Genomic DNA, 16970 nt, shown 5'->3' with positions numbered 1-16970 from the left:
GGAAGCCGTGGCCGGCCCAGGGAACCGGAAGCCGTGGCCGGCCCAGGGAACCGGAAGCCGTGGCCGGCCCAGGGAACCGGAAGCCGTGGCCGGCCCAGGGAACCGGAAGCCGTGGCCGGCCCCGAAAACCGACAGCCGTGACCGACCCCGAAAACCGACAGCCGTGACAGACCGCGAAAAAGGGAGCGTACGGGCGTCCGGAAACGTACTCTCCCGTCCATGCCCCTGAGCCTCACCGTCCTCGGTACCGCCTCCCCGCACCCGCAGCCCGGCCGCCCCTGCTCCGGCCATCTGCTGCGCGGCGGCGGCGCCGAGGTCTGGGTCGACGCCGGCCCGGGAACCTTCGCCGAGTTGCAGCGGCACACCGATCCGGCACGTCTCACGGCGATCTGGATCTCCCATCTGCACGCGGACCACAGCGCGGATCTGCTGTCCGCCGTCTACGCGTTCGCCTTCGGCGGGCTCACCCCGCCCGCCCCGATCCCGGTGTACGCCCCGCAGGACTGCGCCCGGCGGCTGGCCGGCTTCTTCGGGCAGCCGGACACGCGTTTCCTGAGCGGCATCCTCGACTTCAGGCCCCTGCACGACGGCCATGTCGCACAGCACTGGAACCTCCGCCTCACCACGCGCGCGGTGGTCCACGACGCCGAGGCGTACGGGTTGCGCGCCGAGTGCCAGGGCAGCGTCCTCGCGTACTCCGGGGACAGCGGCCCCTGTGAGGCGCTGACCGCACTCGCCCGCCGCGCGGACGTCTTCCTCTGCGAGGCCGACATCGACCGTCATCGCGAAGGCGAACGTCAGGTGCACCTCACGCCGGAGGACGCTGCCCGGTCCGCGAGGGGTGCGCGGGAACTCCTGATCACCCACGTGGGACCCACCCTCACCCCGGAGGCGGCCGTGGCGCGCGCCGCCGCGATCTTCGGTGGCCGGACCTCCGCCGCCCGCGAGGGCGAGACGAGAACCTTCTGAGCCGCCCATGGTGACCGAGGTGCCCGCGACCGCCCCGAACTCGGCGGCCGGGCAAGCCACTTGAGTTCTCGCAACCTCAACTTCCTTTGCCGGAAGCATTGACGAAACACAGGGCCACTCCTACCTTCGACGCGTCGTACTTCGTACGTCATATATGAGACGCGATACGTGAGATCCCATACGTGGGATCCGATACGTGAGACCCGAGAGGCGCGCATGACCTCTGTGCCCACGCCGATTCCCTCCCGTACGCAGTTCGTGCTGGAGGGCATCAAACACCGCATCCTCACCGGACAGTTGACGCCAGGTCAGGCCCTGGTGGAGACCGAACTCGCCGCGTTGTTCGGGGTGTCCAAGACCCCGGTGCGCGAGGCGCTCAAGACCCTGGCCGGCACCGGGCTCGTCGTGATGAACCAGTACAAGGGCGTCACGGTGCGCATGGTGGACGCGGACATGGCGCGCGAGGTCTACGACGTCCGGCTGCTCCTGGAGCCCGAGGCGCTGCGGCGCGCGGTGCGGCGCGGCGCCTCCCTGGACGCGGCGCGCGACGCGCTGACCCGGGCCGACGGCGCCACGGACACCGCCGAACGCTCCCTCGCCAACCGGGAGTTCCATCGCGCCCTCTACCTGCCGTGCGGCAACCCGCTGCTCGGCCGGATGCTCGACGAGGTCCGCGACCAGGCCGCGCTGGTCTCCGCGGTCGCCTGGGCCGCCTCGCCCTCCTGGGAGCAGGAGGCGGGCGAACACCGGGAGATCCTGCGGCTCGCGCTCGCGGGGGACGCGGAGGGTGCGGCGAGCGCCCTGCACGCCCACATCGCCTCCTTCGTGCGGCGCGCGTTCCCGCAGGCAGAGGTGGAGGCGGCGGCACGGCCGACGGCGGACGCAAGGACGGCGGCAGCAGCGGTGGCAGAGGAGGGGCAGGCATGAGCGGCGTGGCGTTCGAGAGCGAGCGGAGGGCGCTGGCCGACGTGGTGGCGATCCCGGTGACCCCGTTCGCCGAGGACGGCTCCGTCGACCGGGCCGCCCACCGGGCCCTGCTGCGCCGTCTGGTCGACGGCGGGATCACCACCCTCACCCCCAACGGCAACACCGGCGAGTTCTACGCCCTCTCCCCCGAAGAACGGCGTCTGGTAACGGAGTTGACGATCAGCGAGGCGGGGGACCGGGCGACGGTCCTGGTGGGGGTCGGGCACGACGTCCCCACCGCCGTCGCCTCCGCCCGGCACGCCCGGGAACTCGGCGCGCAGATGGTGATGGTCCACCAGCCCGTCCACCCCTACGTCGCCCAGCGCGGCTGGGTCGACTACCACCGTGCCGTCGCCGAGGCCGTGCCCGAGCTGGGCGTCGTCCCGTACATCCGCAACGCGCAGCTGACCGGTGCCCGGCTGGCCGAGCTCGCCGACGCCTGCCCGAACGTCATCGGCGTCAAGTACGCCGTCCCGGACGCCGCCCGTTTCGCCGCCTTCGCCCGGGACGCCGGGCTGGAACGGTTCGTCTGGGTCGCCGGTCTCGCCGAGCCCTACGCCCCCTCGTACTTCTCGGCCGGAGCCACCGGCTTCACCTCCGGACTGGTGAACGTCGCCCCCTCGGTCTCGCTCAACATGATCGAGGCGCTCCGCTCCGGCGACTACCCGGCCGCCATGAAGGTCTGGGAGCAGATCCGCCGCTTCGAGGAACTGCGCGCGGCCAACGGCTCCGCCGACAACGTCACCGTCGTCAAGGAGGCCCTCGCCTCGCTCGGCCTGTGCCGCCGCGAGGTCCGCCCGCCCAGCAGGGTCCTGCCGGAACCCGCGCGGGCCGAGGTCGCCGCCATCGCGGCCGGGTGGTCCCTGTGAAGCCCGGGGGCGAGCGTCCGGTGAAGCGCCCGGAGGAGCTCAGGAGCCACCAGTGGTACGGCACCGACGGGCTGCGCTCCTTCAGCCACCGCGCCCGCACCCGCCAGCTCGGCTACCTCCCCGAGGAGCACCTGGGCAAGCCGGTCGTCGCGATCCTCAACACCTGGTCCGACATCAACCCCTGCCATGTGCATCTGCGGGAGCGCGCCCAGGCGGTGAAGCGGGGGGTGTGGCAGGCGGGCGGCTTCCCGCTGGAGTTCCCGGTGTCCACCCTGAGCGAGACCTTCCAGAAGCCGACCCCGATGCTCTACCGCAACCTGCTCGCGATGGAGACCGAGGAACTGCTGCGGTCGTACCCGGTGGACGGCGCCGTACTGATGGGCGGCTGCGACAAGACCACGCCCGCCCTGCTGATGGGGGCGGCCTCGGTCGACCTGCCGACCGTCTTCGTGCCCGCCGGGCCCATGCTGCCCGGCCACTGGCGCAACGAGGTGCTCGGCTCCGGCACGGACATGTGGAAGTACTGGGACGACAAGCGGGCCGGTCTCATCGGCGACTGCGAGATGCTCGAACTGGAGAACGGGCTCGCGCGCTCGCCGGGGCACTGCATGACGATGGGGACGGCGTCCACGCTGACCGCCGCGGCGGAGGCGCTCGGGGTGACGGTCCCGGGGGCGTCGAGCATTCCCGCCGTCGACTCGGGGCACGAGCGGATGGCGGCCGCGTCCGGCATGCGGATCGTCGAACAGATCCACGCGGGCCGGACCCTCTCGGCGATCCTCACCCGCGAGGCCTTCGAGGACGCGGTCACCACCGTCCTGGGCCTCGGCGGCTCCACCAACGCCGTCATCCACCTGATCGCCATGGCGGGCCGGGCGGGCGTCACCCTCACCCTCGACGACTTCGACCGCATCGCCCGCACGGTCCCCGTCCTCGCCGACGTCCGCCCCGGCGGCCGGAAGTACCTGATGGAGGACTTCCACTTCGCCGGGGGCCTGCCGGGGTTCCTCTCCCGCATCCCGGACCTGCTGCACCTGGACCGGCCGACCGTCTCGTACGACACCCTGCGCGAGCAGCTCGCCGGCGCCCGGGTGCACGACGACGACGTCATCCGGCCGCGGGACAACCCGGTCGCGAGCGAGGGCGGAGTCGCCGTGCTGCGCGGCAACCTCTGCCCCGACGGCGCGGTCATCAAGCACATCGCCGCCGAGCCGCACCTGCTCGAGCACACCGGGACCGCCGTCGTCTTCGACGACTACCGGACCATGCAGCGCACCATCAACGACCCGGAGCTCGGCATCACCGCGGACAGCGTGCTGGTGCTGCGCAACGCCGGCCCCAAGGGCGGCCCCGGCATGCCCGAGTACGGGATGCTGCCGATCCCCGACCACCTGCTGAAGCAGGGGGTGCGCGACATGGTGCGGATCTCCGACGCCCGGATGAGCGGGACGAGTTACGGCGCGTGCGTCCTGCACGTGGCGCCGGAGTCGTACGTCGGCGGCCCGCTCGCCCTGGTCCGCACCGGCGACACGATCACCCTGGACGTCGAGGCGCGCTTGCTCCGACTACAGGTGGACGAGGCCGAGTTGGAGCGGCGCAGGGCCGCCTGGACGCCGCCGCCCGTGCGTCACGAGCGCGGCTACGGCGCGCTCTACAACGAGCAGATCACCCAGGCCGACACCGGCTGCGACTTCGAGTTCCTGGCCCGGCCGGGCAAAGTGCCCGACCCGTACGCGGGCTGAGTGCGGCCCGCCAGGCCCTCCGCACGACCGTTTAGCAAGCGCTTCCTGTTACCCGCAGTGCTCCGCACCTGACCCACCGCAAGCGAACGGAGAACAGTCATGGCCCAAGCCGCAGTCGTGGCGGAACCGCCCGCGCCACCCCGGCGGCGCCGTGCCTCCGCCACGCCCCGCAGGCTCCCGTACCTGCTGATCGCCCCGGCGGCGCTGCTGATGCTGGGCTTCATCGCCTACCCGGTCGTCAGCGTCTTCTACTACAGCCTCCAGAACTACAACCCCACCAAGCCGTGGCGGAACGGCTACGCGGGCCTCGACAACTTCGTCCACGCCTTCACCGACGACCCGCAGTTCTGGGACACGCTGACCTTCAGCGCCAAGTGGGTCGTCGTGGAGGTCGGACTGCAACTGCTGTGCGGTCTCGCGCTGGCGCTGATCGTCAACCAGACCTTCGTCGGCCGGGGCCTGGGCCGCGCCCTGGTCTTCTCCCCGTGGGCCGTCTCCGGCGTGCTGACCTCGGCGATCTGGGTGCTGCTCTACAACTCCCAGACGGGCGTCACCCGTTACCTCGCGGACCTGGGCATCGGGGAGTACGGCACCAGTTGGCTGTCGGACACGGCCACCGTCTTCCCGGCGGCGGTCGTCGCCGACCTGTGGCGCGGTGTCCCCTTCTTCGCGATCCTCATCCTCGCCGACCTCCAGTCCGTCCCGAAGGACCTGTACGAGGCCGCCGAGGTCGACGGAGCGAGCAGGCTCAAGCAGTTCTGGCACATCACGCTGCCGCACCTGAAGGACGCGATCGTGCTGTCCACGCTGCTGCGCGCGGTCTGGGAGTTCAACAACGTCGACCTGCTGTACACCCTCACCGGCGGTGGCCCGGCCGGCGAGACCACGACGCTCCCGCTCTACATCGCCAACACCAGCGTCGACGCCCACAACTTCGGCTACGCGTCCGCGCTGACCACGGTCGCGTTCGTGATCCTGCTCTTCTGCTCGGTCGTCTACCTGCGGCTGAGCAAGTTCGGAGGCGAGACCAAGTGATCACCAAGGAGGCCGTCGCGGTCGCCCCCGCCCCCGAGCGGCCGGCACCCCGGGCCCCGCGCCCCGCCAGGCGCCGCCGGGCCTGGGACGAGGCGCCGCGCTGGCAGATATACCTCCCGCTCGGCGTCTACCTGCTCTTCACCCTGATCCCGTTCTACTGGATCCTGCTCTTCGCACTGCGCCCGGCCGGATCGACCTCGCTGGTGCCCTGGCCGATGACCTTCGACCACTTCGAGAAGGTCTGGACGGAGCGGGCCTTCGGCACCTACTTCCAGAACAGCGTGCTCATCGGCGTGGCGACCCTGGTCCTGACCACCGTCGTCGCCCTGGCCGGCGGCTACGCGCTCGCCCGGTTCGACTTCAGGATCAAGCGGGTCTTCATGCTGGCCCTGCTGTGCTCGCAGTTCGTCCCGGGCGCGCTGCTGCTGGTCCCGCTGTTCCAGGTGTTCGCCGAACTCCGGATGATCAACTCGCTGGGCAGCGTGATCCTCGCGGAGACGGTCTTCCAGCTCCCGCTGTCGATGATCCTGATCAGCGGCTTCATCCGCAATGTTCCCTACTCGCTGGAGGAGGCCGCCTGGGTCGACGGCTGCACCCGGCTCACCTCCTTCCGGATCGTCGTACTGCCGCTGCTGCGGCCCGGGTTGATCGCCGTCGGCTCCTTCGCCTTCGTGCACGCCTGGAACCACTTCCTGTTCGCCCTGATGTTCCTGTCCGACCAGAGCAAGCAGACCATCCCGGTCGGCCTCAACACCCTGATGAGCGCGGACAGCGTCGACCTGGGCGCGCTGGCGGCCGGCGGCATCGTCGCGGCCGTGCCCGTGGTCATCGTGTTCGCCTTCATCCAGAAGTGGCTGATCACCGGCTTCAGCGCGGGGGCGGTGAAGGGATGAGCGACCGTCGCGTCACCCCGGGCGCACCGGTGCCCGTCGTCCTCGCCGGTGCGCGCGGCCACGGCCGCTGGCACCTCGACAACATCCGCCGGCTCCAGACCGCGGGAGTCGTCCGGCTGGCCGGGATCTGCGAGCTGACCCCGCTGACCGAGGACGAGATCCCCGACGGCCTGGGCGCGCCCGAGCAGTCCGGCGACCTCGGCGCGCTGCTGGACTCCACCGGCGCCCGGATCGCCGTGATCTGCACGCCCATCCCGACCCACACCGACCTCGCGCTGACGGCCGCCGAACGGGGTGCGCACCTGCTCCTGGAGAAGCCGCCGGCCCCGTCCCGCGCCGAGTTCCGCCGGATGGCCGACGGGGTCGCGAAGGCCGGCGTCAGCTGCCAGATCGGCTTCCAGTCGCTGGGCTCGCACGCCCTGCCCGCGATCCGCGAACTGCTCGCGCAGGGGGCCGTCGGAGCGGTCGCCGGGATCGGTGGCGCCGGTGCCTGGTCGCGTCCCGAGGCCTACTACCGGCGGGCGCCCTGGGCGGGCCGACGACGGCTGCACGGCGCCGACGTGGTCGACGTGGTCGACGGCGTTCTCACCAATCCGCTGGCGCACGCCGTGGCCACCGCGCTGGCCCTGGGCGGCGTCGGCCGCGCCGAGGACGTCACCGGCATCGAGACCGAGCTGCTGCGCGCCAACGACATCGAGTCCGACGACACCTCGTGCGTCCGCGTCACCACCGCGCAGGGCCGCCCGATCACCGTCGCCGCGACCCTGTGCGCCACGGAGCCGGACGAGCCGTACGTCGTCGTGCACGGCAGCCGCGGCCGGATCACCTTCTGGTACAAGCAGGACCGGGTGCTGCTGCAACGCGCGGGCCACGGCCCGCAGGAGTACGAGTACGGCCGTACGGACCTGCTGGAGAACCTCGTCGGACACCTCACCGACGGGACCGCGCTGCTCGTGCCGCCCGCCGCGACCGGCGCGTTCATGGAGGTCGTCGAGGCGATCCGGCTGGCCCCCGATCCGGCCCCGCTGCCCGGCACCGCCTGGCACCGGCCGCCCGGCGAGGGTCGCCGGGTGGTGCCCGGCATCGAGGGGCTGGTCGCGGCCGCCGCCGACACCCTCGCCCTCTACTCCGAACTGGACGCCCCCTGGGCGCACCCCCCGAAGCACGCGCACGCCCCCGACGCACCGCACACGGAAGAGGTGAGCACCCGATGACGCACCCGACGACGGCGAAGACGGCGAAGGACTCACCGGTCCTGCGCGTCGCCGGCCGCCCGGTCGGCCGCTATGTGACCCGGCCCGAGCTGCCCGCCCGGCTCTCCCCGCGCCCGTATCTGCACCCCGTCACCACCCTGGCCGGCACGGCGGTCACCGAGCTGGGCCCCGCCGACCACCTCCACCACCTCGGCGTCGGTGTCGCCGTTCCCGACGTCGAGGGGCACAACTTCTGGGGCGGGCGCACCTACGTCCGCGACCGGGGCCCGACCGAGCTCGACAACCACGGCGCCCAGCGGCACCTGGCCTTCCGACTGCACGACCCCGACGGGTTCGTGGAGGAGCTGCGCTGGGTGGCCGCCGGAGCCGAGCTGCTGCGCGAGCGCCGTACCGTCGCGGCGGCCCCGCTCACCGGGTCCGCCTGGGCGCTGGACTTCGCCTTCTCCCTCACCAACGTCACCCCGGGGCCGCTCTCGATCGGCAGCCCCGCCACCAACGGCCGCCCCGGCGCGGCCTACGGCGGCTACTTCTGGCGCGCCCGCAGGGAGGACCGGGCCCCGGACGTCTTCACCGCCGACGTCGAGGGCGAGGACGCCGTCCACGGCACCCGCGCCGACTGGCTCGCGCTGGCCGGCTCCACCTGGACGCTGGTCTTCGCCGGCGCCACCGACGCCACCCGCCGGGACCCCTGGTTCGTCCGGGCCGCCGAGTACCCGGGCGTCGGCTCGTCCCTGGCGGCCGCGGAGCGGCTGACGATCGAGCCCGGCGGGACCGTCGTACGCCGGATCGTCACCGTGGTCGCCGACGGCCGCCCGGACCGGGGGACGGCCGGCGCGCTCGCCCGCAAGGCGGTCGGCCGGTGACCCGGGAGGAACGCGGCCACGCCCGCACGGTCCGGACCGGTCCGCCGTAACCGTCGCCCGGCCGTCCGCACGCACACCGGTGGGGAGCCGCGACGACATGTCCGTCGAGCAAGCGCTTGCCCCGCCCGTCGACCCCCCACAACTTCATATCTCCGTTGGGATCCGGAAGAAGAGAGCCGACCACATGAAGAGCAGCATCCGCAGAAGCAGACGGGCCGGCCTGGCCGTCGCCCTGGGCTCCGTGCTCGCGCTGACCGCCACCGCCTGCGGCGACGACGGCAGCGGCGGGGCGGGGGACAAGGGCGACGAGGGTTCCGGCAAGGGCGAGATCACTTTCTGGGACAACAACGGCGGTGTCCGTACCGACATCTGGAAGGAGATCATCGCCGACTTCGAGAAGGCGAACCCGAACATCAAGGTGAAGTACGTCGGCGTCCCGGCCGACAGCGTCCAGTCCAAGTACGACACGGCCATCCAGGGCGGCGGTCTGCCCGACGTCGGCGGCGTGGGCACCGCGATGCTCGCCGAGGTCGCGGTGCAGGGCGCCCTCGAACCGCTGGACGACCGGATCGAGAAGAGCGAACTGCACAGCCAGCTCAACGAGGCGTTCCTGGAGGGTGTCCAGGCGGCCGGCGGCGACGGCAGGACGTACACCGTGCCGACCTCCGCCAACAACGGCGTCCTGTGGTACCGCACCGACCTCTTCCAGAAGGCGGGCCTGGACGCGCCGACCACCTGGACGAAGTTCTACGAGGCCGCGGACAAGCTCACCGACAAGGGCAAGAACGCCTTCGGGTACACCATCCGGGGCGGCGCGGGCTCCATCGCCCCGGCGCTCGACGCCACCTACGGCCAGAGCGGCATCACCGAGTTCTGGAGCGGTGACAAGACCACGGTCAACGACCCGAAGAACGTGGCCGCGCTGGAGAAGTACGTCGGTCTGTTCAAGAAGGACACCCCGTCCGCCGACGTGAACAACGACTTCACCAAGATGGTCGCCCAGTGGGACTCCGGCACCATCGGCATGCTCAGTCACAACCTGGGCTCCGGAGGAGACCACCAGAAGGCGCTGGCCGGGAAGTTCAAGGGAATTCCGGCACCGACGCAGGACGACGGCACCCGGGTGCAGGTGTCCAACCCGGTCGACGGGCTCGCGCTGTTCAAGTCGAGCAAGAACAAGACCGCCGCCTGGAAGTTCATCGAGTTCGCCGCGTCCCACCAGTCCAACAGCAAGTGGAACGAGTCGGCCGGACAGGTGCCGGCGAACCTGCAGGCCGCCCAGGACAGTTGGGTGCAGTCGTCGGAGCCGACGAAGCTGGCGGCCGAGGCACTGGCCGGCAGCACCACGAAGATCGTGCAGCTGCCCTACTACCTGCCCGACTGGAACACGATCTCCAAGGCCGACAACGAGCCGAACTTCCAGAAGGTGCTGCTCGGCAAGATGACCGCCAAGCAGTTCCTGGACACGCTCGCCGACCAGCTCGACGCCGCACAGGCCGACTGGAAGAAGAACCACGGATAGCCAGGACGTCATCGCGGGGGACTGCGGTGCCGTCCCGGACGGTCGCGCAGTTCCCCGTGCCCCCTGTGGAAAGCCCCCGCGTCCACCCCTGTGGAAAGGCACACCGTCGTGTCCCTCACCCGTAGACAGGTCACCGCGGCGGCCGTCGCCGCCGTCCCGCTCGCCCTCGCGGCGAACGGCACCGCCCGCGCCGCGGGCCCCCGCCCCCGCGCCCTCTACATCGCGGGCGACTCCACCGCCGCCCAGAAGTACGCCGACGCCGCGCCCGAGACCGGCTGGGGCATGGCACTGCCCTTCTTCCTTCGCCGGGACCTTGCGGTCGCCAACCACGCGGTGAACGGGCGCAGTTCGAAGAGCTTCGTGGACGAGGGGCGGCTCGACGTCATCCTCGCCGCGATCCGGCCCGGCGACATCCTGCTGATCCAGTTCGCGCACAACGACGAGAAGACGACCGACCCCGCCCGCTACACCGAGCCGTGGACGACGTACCAGGACTACCTGCGACTGTACGTCGACGGGGCCCGCGCCCGGGGTGCGCGGCCCGTGCTGGCCACTCCCGTGGAGCGGCGCAGGTTCGACGCGGACGGCGATGCCGTGCCGACCCACGGCGACTACCCGGCTGCGATGCGCGCGCTCGCCGACGAGGAGTGCGTGGCGCTGCTCGACATCGAGGCCCTGTCGCTGGCGCTGTGGCAGGAGCTCGGGGTCGAGGCGACGAAGACGTACTTCAACTGGACCGACACCGAGCAGGACAACACGCACTTCAACCCGCCGGGCGCGATCGCGGTGGCCCGGCTCGTCGCGCGTGAGCTGCTGCGGACGCGGGTGCTCGCGCCGCGTGACGTGGTCCGGCTGCACGACGACATCCCCACGTCCTGGATCACCTGGCCCGAGGCGACCGACGCCTCGGCCGTGTAACCGAGGAGACCCGCACAGTGCGTACACAGAAATGTCATGGACGCGTCATAAGAATGGTGGCGCTCGCCGGCTGCACGGCCCTGGTGCTGTCCGTCACCGGGACCGCCGCCGCGGGGGAGAACCACGAGAACCGCCGCGACGCCGCCCGCCAGGTGCTTCCCGCGAACGACGGCTGGGGCTCCTACGGCACCGGCACCACCGGCGGCGCCGCCGCCGACGCCGCCCACGTCTACACCGTCACCACCTGGGCCGGGTTCAAGGCCGCCCTCGCCGACGGCGGCACCGCCCCGAAGATCATCAAGGTGAAGGGGACCGTCGACGCCGTCGCCGAGGGCTGCGACTCCTTCGCCGCGCCCGGCTACGACTTCGACGCCTACCTCGCGAAGTACGCGCCCGGGGCCTGGGGCCTGGACACCGACCTGAGCGCCGAACCCGACGACAGCCCCGAGGGACTGCGCCGGACCTCCGCCGCCGCGCAGGACACCGCGATCAAGGCGAACATCCCGGCCAACACCACCGTCATCGGCATCGGGAAGAACGCCGGCTTCAAGGGCGCCAGCCTCCAGATCAAGGGCGTCGACAACGTCATCGTGCGCAACCTCGCCTTCGAGAGCCCCATCGACTGCTTCCCGCAGTGGGACCCCACCGACGGCGCCACCGGCAACTGGAACTCCGAGTACGACACCGCCGTCGTCTACGGCTCCACCCATGTCTGGCTGGACCACAACACCTTCACCGACGGCAGCCACCCCGACAGCGCGGCCCCGGTCTACTTCGGGATGCTCTACCAGCAGCACGACGGCGAACTGGACATCGTCCGGGGCGCCGACTACGTCACCGCCTCCTGGAACCGCTTCACCGAGCACGACAAGACCATCCTGATCGGCAACAGCGACAGCGAGTCCACCGCGGTCGGCGACCGCGGGCACCTGAAGGTCACCTTCCACCACAACCTGTTCTCGGGACTGGTGGAGCGCGCGCCCCGGGTCCGCTTCGGCCAGGTCGACTCGTACGACAACCACTTCGTGGCCAAGACGGGCTACGGCTACAGCTACGGCATCGGCAAGGAGTCCCAGCTCGTCGCCGAGCACAACGCGTTCACCCTGCCGGACGGGATCAGCGCGGCGAAGATCCTGAAGAGATGGACCGTGTCGCCGCTGACCGCCGACGACAACTACGTCAACGGCACGCTCACCGACCTGATCGCCGTCCACAACGCGGAGATCCCGGCGGAGGTCCTGGAGTCCGGCGCCGGCTGGACGCCCACCCTGCGCACCCGGATCGACCCGGCGAAGGCCGTCCCCCGGATCGTCGACTGCGGCGCGGGCGCAGGCCGCCTGCGCTGACGTCCCGCCCGAGGAGCGGGCCGGGACGCCCCACCTCCGGCCCGCTCAGGCGCCCCCTTTCCGTACGTCCGTCCGACCCTCCCTCCCTCCCTCCCTCTCCCGCCCGTCCACCCGACTCTCCCGCCCGTCCACCCGACTCTCCCGCCCGTCCACCCGACCCGCACCGCGAAGGAGCAGCCGTATGCCCTCGCACCTCCCCCTCCCTCTCTCCCGCCGGGGCTTCCTCCTGGCGGGCGTCGGCGCGGGCGCCGCCCTCGGTCTCGCCCCGGGCCGCGCACGGGCCGCGGCCCGCCCGCGCCCCTTCGGCCGCTACGGTTCACCGGCCGACCGCGCCACCCCGACCACCCTGTACGTCGACCAGGGAGGCCGGGGCGACTTCAGCACCGTCCAGGCCGCCGTGACCGCCGCGGCCGGCAGCGGCTGGACCCTGGTCATCGCGCCCGGCACCTACCGGGAGACGGTCGCCGTCGACGCCACCCGTACCGAGGCGACCTGGATCGGCGCCTCGCGGGACCCCCGGGACGTCGTGATCGTGTACGACAACGCGGCCGGCACGCCCAAGCCCGACGGTTCGGGCACCTACGGCACCACCGGCTCCGCCACCACCACCGTGCAGGCCGACGGCTTCACCGCCCGCTGGATCACCTTCGCCAACGACTGGCTGCGCGCCGACCACCCCGGCGTCACCGGCACCCAGGCCGTCGCGATCAAGGTGCAGGGCGACCGTTCGGCCTTCCACCACTGCCGCTTCCTCGGCCACCAGGACACGCTGTACGCCGACTCCCGCGCCCTGACCGCCTTCGCCCGCCAGTACTACGCCCACTGCTACGTCGAGGGCGACGTCGACTTCGTCTTCGGCCGGGCCACCGCCGTCTACGACAACTGCCACTTCCGCACCCTGGACCGCACCGACCTGGCCGGCGCCCCCTACGGCTTCGTGTTCGCGCCGTCCACCGCGGTCGCCAACCCGCGCGGCTACCTGGTGAGCCGGAGCCGGGTCAGCAGCGCGGCACCGGACGCCTTCTACAAGCTGGCCCGGCCCTGGGTGCCCGGCTCCGACCCCACCGCCCGCCCCATGCTCACCGTCCGCGACACCCGCCTGGGCGCCGGGATCGACGCGGTCGCGCCGTACACCGACATGTCGGCCACGTACCCGTGGCAGGACCAGCGGTTCGCCGAGTACCGCGACACCGGCCCGGGCGCCGAGATCACCGTCCCGGAGAACCGCCCCCAACTCACCGACGAGGAAGCCCGGTCGGCGACCCGGGAGGTCCATCTCGGCGACTGGACGCCCTGGAAGGAGTGCTGAGGACATGCGCCGACGCACCCTCCTCACCGGCCTGGCCGGCGCCTTCGTCCCGGTGGCCGCCGGCCCCGCCGCGGCCCACGACGGCCGGGTCCTGCACGTACGCCCCGGCGACTCGGTGCAGGCGGCCGTGGACCGGGTGGACCGGCCGGGCCTGACGATCGTCGTGCACCCGGGCACCTACCGCGAGGTCGTCACCGTCCCCGCCGGCGCGGCGGAGCTGACCCTGCGCGGCGCCACCGGCGACCCGCGCGACACCGTCATCGTCTTCGACAACGCCAACGGCACGCAGAAACCCGACGGTTCGGGCACCTACGGCACGGCCGGATCCGCCACCTTCACCTCTTCGGCCCCCGGCCTCGCCGTCCGCGACCTGACCCTCGCCAACGACTGGCTGCGCGCCGACCACCCCGACATCACCGGCACCCAGGCGGTCGCGGCCTACGTCACCGGGGACCGCTCCTCCTTCGAGAACGTCCGCCTGCTGGCCCACCAGGACACCCTGTTCGCGGACACGACCGCCCTCGACGCCTTCGACCGCCAGTACTTCCGCCACTGCCACGTCGAGGGCGACGTCGACTTCGTCTTCGGCCGGGCCACCGCCGTCTTCGACCGGTGCCGGTTCCACACGCTGCAACGGGACGTGGCCTTCACCCCGAAGGGCATGGTCTTCGCCCCCGCCACGGCCCGGGCGAACCCCCACGGCTTCCTCGCCGTGCGCTGCCGGGTCACCTCGGCCGCCGAGGACGCGGCCTACAAGCTCGCCCGGCCGTGGGTGCCGTCGTACGAGACGACCGCCTGGCCCTCGCTGGTGGTCCGGGACACCTGGCTGGGCCCCGGCATCGACGCGGTGGCCCCGTACACCAACATGCGTGACGCCTACCCGTGGCAGACCATGCGCTTCCACGAGTACGCCGACTCCGGTCCCGGGGCCGCGATCACGGTCCCCGAGAACCGGCCGCAGCTCACGGCGCGGGAGGCCGCCGAGCACACCCCGCGGACGTACCTGCGCGACTGGCGGCCCCACGGCCGCCCCTGACCGGACCCCGACGTTCCCGGTGCCCGCGACGTCCCCGTCCCGTGCGCCCTCCCCCCACCCGACACAGTCGCATGACGAAAGGACCCCCACTCCATGTCCCGTCGTACCGCTCTCACCCTCACCGCCGCCCTGGCCTTAGGGTCGGGCCTCGCGATCCTGCCCACCCAGGCCCAGGCCGCGACCGTGGTCGTCAGCAACGTGACCGACCTGACCAGCGCCATCAAGAACGCCACCGCGGGCACCGTCATCCAGGTCCGCGGCGGCACCTACTACCCGACGGCCACCCTCCAGTCCACGGTCAACGGCACCTCCTCCTCGCCGGTCACGCTGACCGCCTACGGCTCGGAGACCGTCAAGATCGACGGCTCCTCGCTCCCGGACGGCGACTGGATCTTCAAGCTGACCGCCGACTACTGGAACGTCTCCAACATCACCTTCCAGAACTCCCCGGACAGCGCGGTCGTCTGCCAGTCCTGCACCGGCACCAACTGGACCAACATCAAGACCATCAACGGCGGCGACTCCGGCTTCACCCTCACCGGCGACGGCACGGTCAACAACACCGTCAAGTACCTCGACAGCTACGGCAACTACGACGCCGCCAACCACGGCGAGAACGCCGACGGCGTCGCCATCAAGTTCGGCTCCGGCACCGGCAACCTCGTCACCGGCGCCCGCCTCTACAACAACTCGGATGACGGGATCGACTTCTGGTCCTTCTCCTCGCCCGTAACCGTCGAGCACACCTGGTCCTTCGGCAACGGCGTCAACCGCTGGTCCGACTCGTCCTTCGCCGGCGACGGCAACGGCTACAAGCTGGGCGGTGACGGCGAGGTGGTCGCCCATGTCGTCAACAACTCGGCAGCCTGGGGCAACGCGGGCAACGGCTTCACCGAGAACTCCAACACCGGCGCCATCGTCATCAACCGCACCACCGCGTACGCCAACGGCAACTGGGGCTACTACTTCGCCACCAGCGCCGCCCGCCTCGGCAAGAACCTGGCCGTGAGCAACGGCAGCGGCTCGGTCTCCAAGGGCTCCTCGGTGGTCTCGGCCGGCAACAACTGGGACAGCGGCATCAGCACCCCGTCCTTCAAGTCGACGGACGCCACGACCACGTACAACTCCCGCCAGTCGAGCGGTGCGTTGCCCGCGACGACGTTCCTGACCACGGGCAGCAGCACCATCGGCGCGACCATGGACTGACGCCAGGGGCCGACCAATCCGGGGCGCTTGACCCGTTTTTTGCCCGTGCGGGAGGTATCGATCGGGCAACGGGTCTCGCGCCCGCCCGGATGACGCGCGTAGAACTCGTGTCATGCATAAGCCACTTCGTCTCGCGGCGCTCGCCGCGGCGTGTGCCGTCACCGGTGCCGCCCTGTACGGCGCCGGTGCCGCCACGGCCGGCCAGTCCACCGCCAACTCCACCCGTGAGCCGTACAACATCGGGCTCCTGGTGAAGGACATCGACACCTACTACGGCATCACGACCGACAGCGCCGGTGTGTACCAGGCGTCCCCGGACAGCCCGTACGCCAAGGACCTCGCCCGGATCGACGCCGCCGCGCGCAAGCAGATCGATCAGGCCGCCCACAAGGCGGCGCACCACAAGGGCAAGAAGCCCGCGGTCGTCTTCGACATCGACGACACGCTGCTGCTCAGCCTCGACTACGAGAAGCGCTACAACTACACGTACAACGGCACCACTTGGGCGGAGTACGTCGACAAGGCCGACCGCCCGGGCGTCTTCGGCAGCGCGGAGCTCGTGCGCTACGCCCACGCCAAGGGCGTCGAGGTCTTCTACAACTCGGGTCTGAGCGAGGCACAGCGCACCGCCGCCGTCGCGAACCTGAAGAAGATCGGCGCCGACGTGAACCTCGACGCCGGCCACATGTTCCTCAAGGACAAGGCGAACCCGCCGGCCTACCTCGCCGCCTGCGCCACCCCGGGCACCTGGACCTGCACGACCGTGCAGTACAAGTCCGGCACCCGCAAGCACATCGAGAGCCTCGGGTACGACATCGTCGCCAACTTCGGCGACCAGTACTCCGACCTGGACGGCGGCTACGCCGACCGCACGTACAAGCTGCCGAACCCGACGTACTTCGTCAGCTGACCCCGCAGCGGGGGACGTTCGCCGCGAACAGCGGAAGGGGCCCCCTTCCCGGCCCGTGAGGGCGGGGGAGGGGGCCCTTCGGGTCGGGCGGGACCGCCGGGAATCCCCCAGCGGGATGCGGATTCCGTAACACGAAGAAAACCTGAAAGTGCTGAGAGAGGGGAACAATCCA

15 protein-coding genes are annotated in these 16970 nt (G+C 71.4%); all 15 read left to right on the top strand.

What is annotated here, in order from left to right; translation table 11 throughout:
• Positions 1-219: 219 nt before the first annotated feature.
• The 15 genes from ACWC24_RS28345 to ACWC24_RS28275 all read left to right on the top strand — a co-directional run bounded on the left by ACWC24_RS28345 (position 220) and on the right by ACWC24_RS28275 (position 16798).
• On the top strand, positions 220-969 hold the full coding sequence (locus ACWC24_RS28345; protein WP_450665722.1) for an MBL fold metallo-hydrolase: 750 nt from the start codon (positions 220-222) through the stop codon (positions 967-969).
• Between the two features lie 216 nt (positions 970-1185).
• Entirely contained in the window at positions 1186-1896 is a 711-nt protein-coding gene (locus ACWC24_RS28340; RefSeq protein WP_450665721.1) for a GntR family transcriptional regulator, read from the top strand.
• Entirely contained in the window at positions 1893-2804 is a 912-nt protein-coding gene (locus ACWC24_RS28335) for a dihydrodipicolinate synthase family protein (protein ID WP_450665720.1), read from the top strand. The genes ACWC24_RS28340 and ACWC24_RS28335 overlap by 4 nt, the downstream gene beginning before the upstream one ends.
• A 20-nt stretch (positions 2805-2824) precedes the next feature.
• Positions 2825-4546: an L-arabinonate dehydratase gene (gene araD, locus ACWC24_RS28330; RefSeq protein WP_450665719.1), complete on the top strand. Its 1722-nt coding sequence runs from the start codon at positions 2825-2827 to the stop codon at positions 4544-4546.
• Positions 4547-4645: 99 nt separating this feature from the next.
• Positions 4646-5581: a carbohydrate ABC transporter permease gene (locus ACWC24_RS28325; RefSeq protein WP_450665718.1), complete on the top strand. Its 936-nt coding sequence runs from the start codon at positions 4646-4648 to the stop codon at positions 5579-5581.
• Positions 5578-6474 (top strand): carbohydrate ABC transporter permease, encoded by an 897-nt coding sequence (locus ACWC24_RS28320; protein WP_450665717.1) that lies wholly within the window; start codon positions 5578-5580, stop codon positions 6472-6474. The genes ACWC24_RS28325 and ACWC24_RS28320 overlap by 4 nt, the downstream gene beginning before the upstream one ends.
• On the top strand, positions 6471-7688 hold the full coding sequence (locus ACWC24_RS28315; protein WP_450665716.1) for a Gfo/Idh/MocA family protein: 1218 nt from the start codon (positions 6471-6473) through the stop codon (positions 7686-7688). Before ACWC24_RS28320 ends, ACWC24_RS28315 begins: the two co-directional genes overlap by 4 nt.
• A complete protein-coding gene (locus tag ACWC24_RS28310) occupies positions 7685-8551 on the top strand; it encodes a DUF6807 domain-containing protein (RefSeq protein WP_450665715.1) in 867 nt (288 codons plus the stop codon). Before ACWC24_RS28315 ends, ACWC24_RS28310 begins: the two co-directional genes overlap by 4 nt.
• Positions 8552-8735: 184 nt before the next feature.
• A complete protein-coding gene (locus ACWC24_RS28305; protein ID WP_450665714.1) occupies positions 8736-10073 on the top strand; it encodes an ABC transporter substrate-binding protein in 1338 nt (445 codons plus the stop codon).
• A 108-nt stretch (positions 10074-10181) separates the two neighbouring features.
• Entirely contained in the window at positions 10182-10991 is an 810-nt protein-coding gene (locus tag ACWC24_RS28300) for a rhamnogalacturonan acetylesterase (protein ID WP_450665713.1), read from the top strand.
• A 53-nt stretch (positions 10992-11044) separates the two neighbouring features.
• A complete protein-coding gene (locus ACWC24_RS28295; RefSeq protein ID WP_450665712.1) occupies positions 11045-12337 on the top strand; it encodes a pectate lyase family protein in 1293 nt (430 codons plus the stop codon).
• A 181-nt stretch (positions 12338-12518) separates the two neighbouring features.
• Complete coding sequence (locus ACWC24_RS28290; protein WP_450665711.1) at positions 12519-13646, top strand: pectinesterase family protein; 1128 nt, start codon at positions 12519-12521, stop codon at positions 13644-13646.
• A gap of 4 nt (positions 13647-13650) precedes the next feature.
• Positions 13651-14682, top strand: a complete 1032-nt coding sequence (locus tag ACWC24_RS28285; protein ID WP_450665710.1) for a pectinesterase family protein — start codon at positions 13651-13653, stop codon at positions 14680-14682.
• A 93-nt stretch (positions 14683-14775) separates the two neighbouring features.
• The gene (locus tag ACWC24_RS28280; RefSeq protein ID WP_450665709.1) at positions 14776-15888 is read left to right on the top strand and encodes a right-handed parallel beta-helix repeat-containing protein; all 1113 of its coding nucleotides are present in this window, start codon (positions 14776-14778) and stop codon (positions 15886-15888) included.
• Positions 15889-16000: 112 nt separating this feature from the next.
• On the top strand, positions 16001-16798 hold the full coding sequence (locus ACWC24_RS28275; RefSeq protein WP_450665708.1) for an HAD family acid phosphatase: 798 nt from the start codon (positions 16001-16003) through the stop codon (positions 16796-16798).
• Positions 16799-16970 lie beyond the last annotated feature (172 nt).

Source organism: Streptomyces sp. NPDC001443 (genome assembly GCF_053597355.1).
This window is presented reverse-complemented; position numbering and strand designations above follow the sequence as displayed.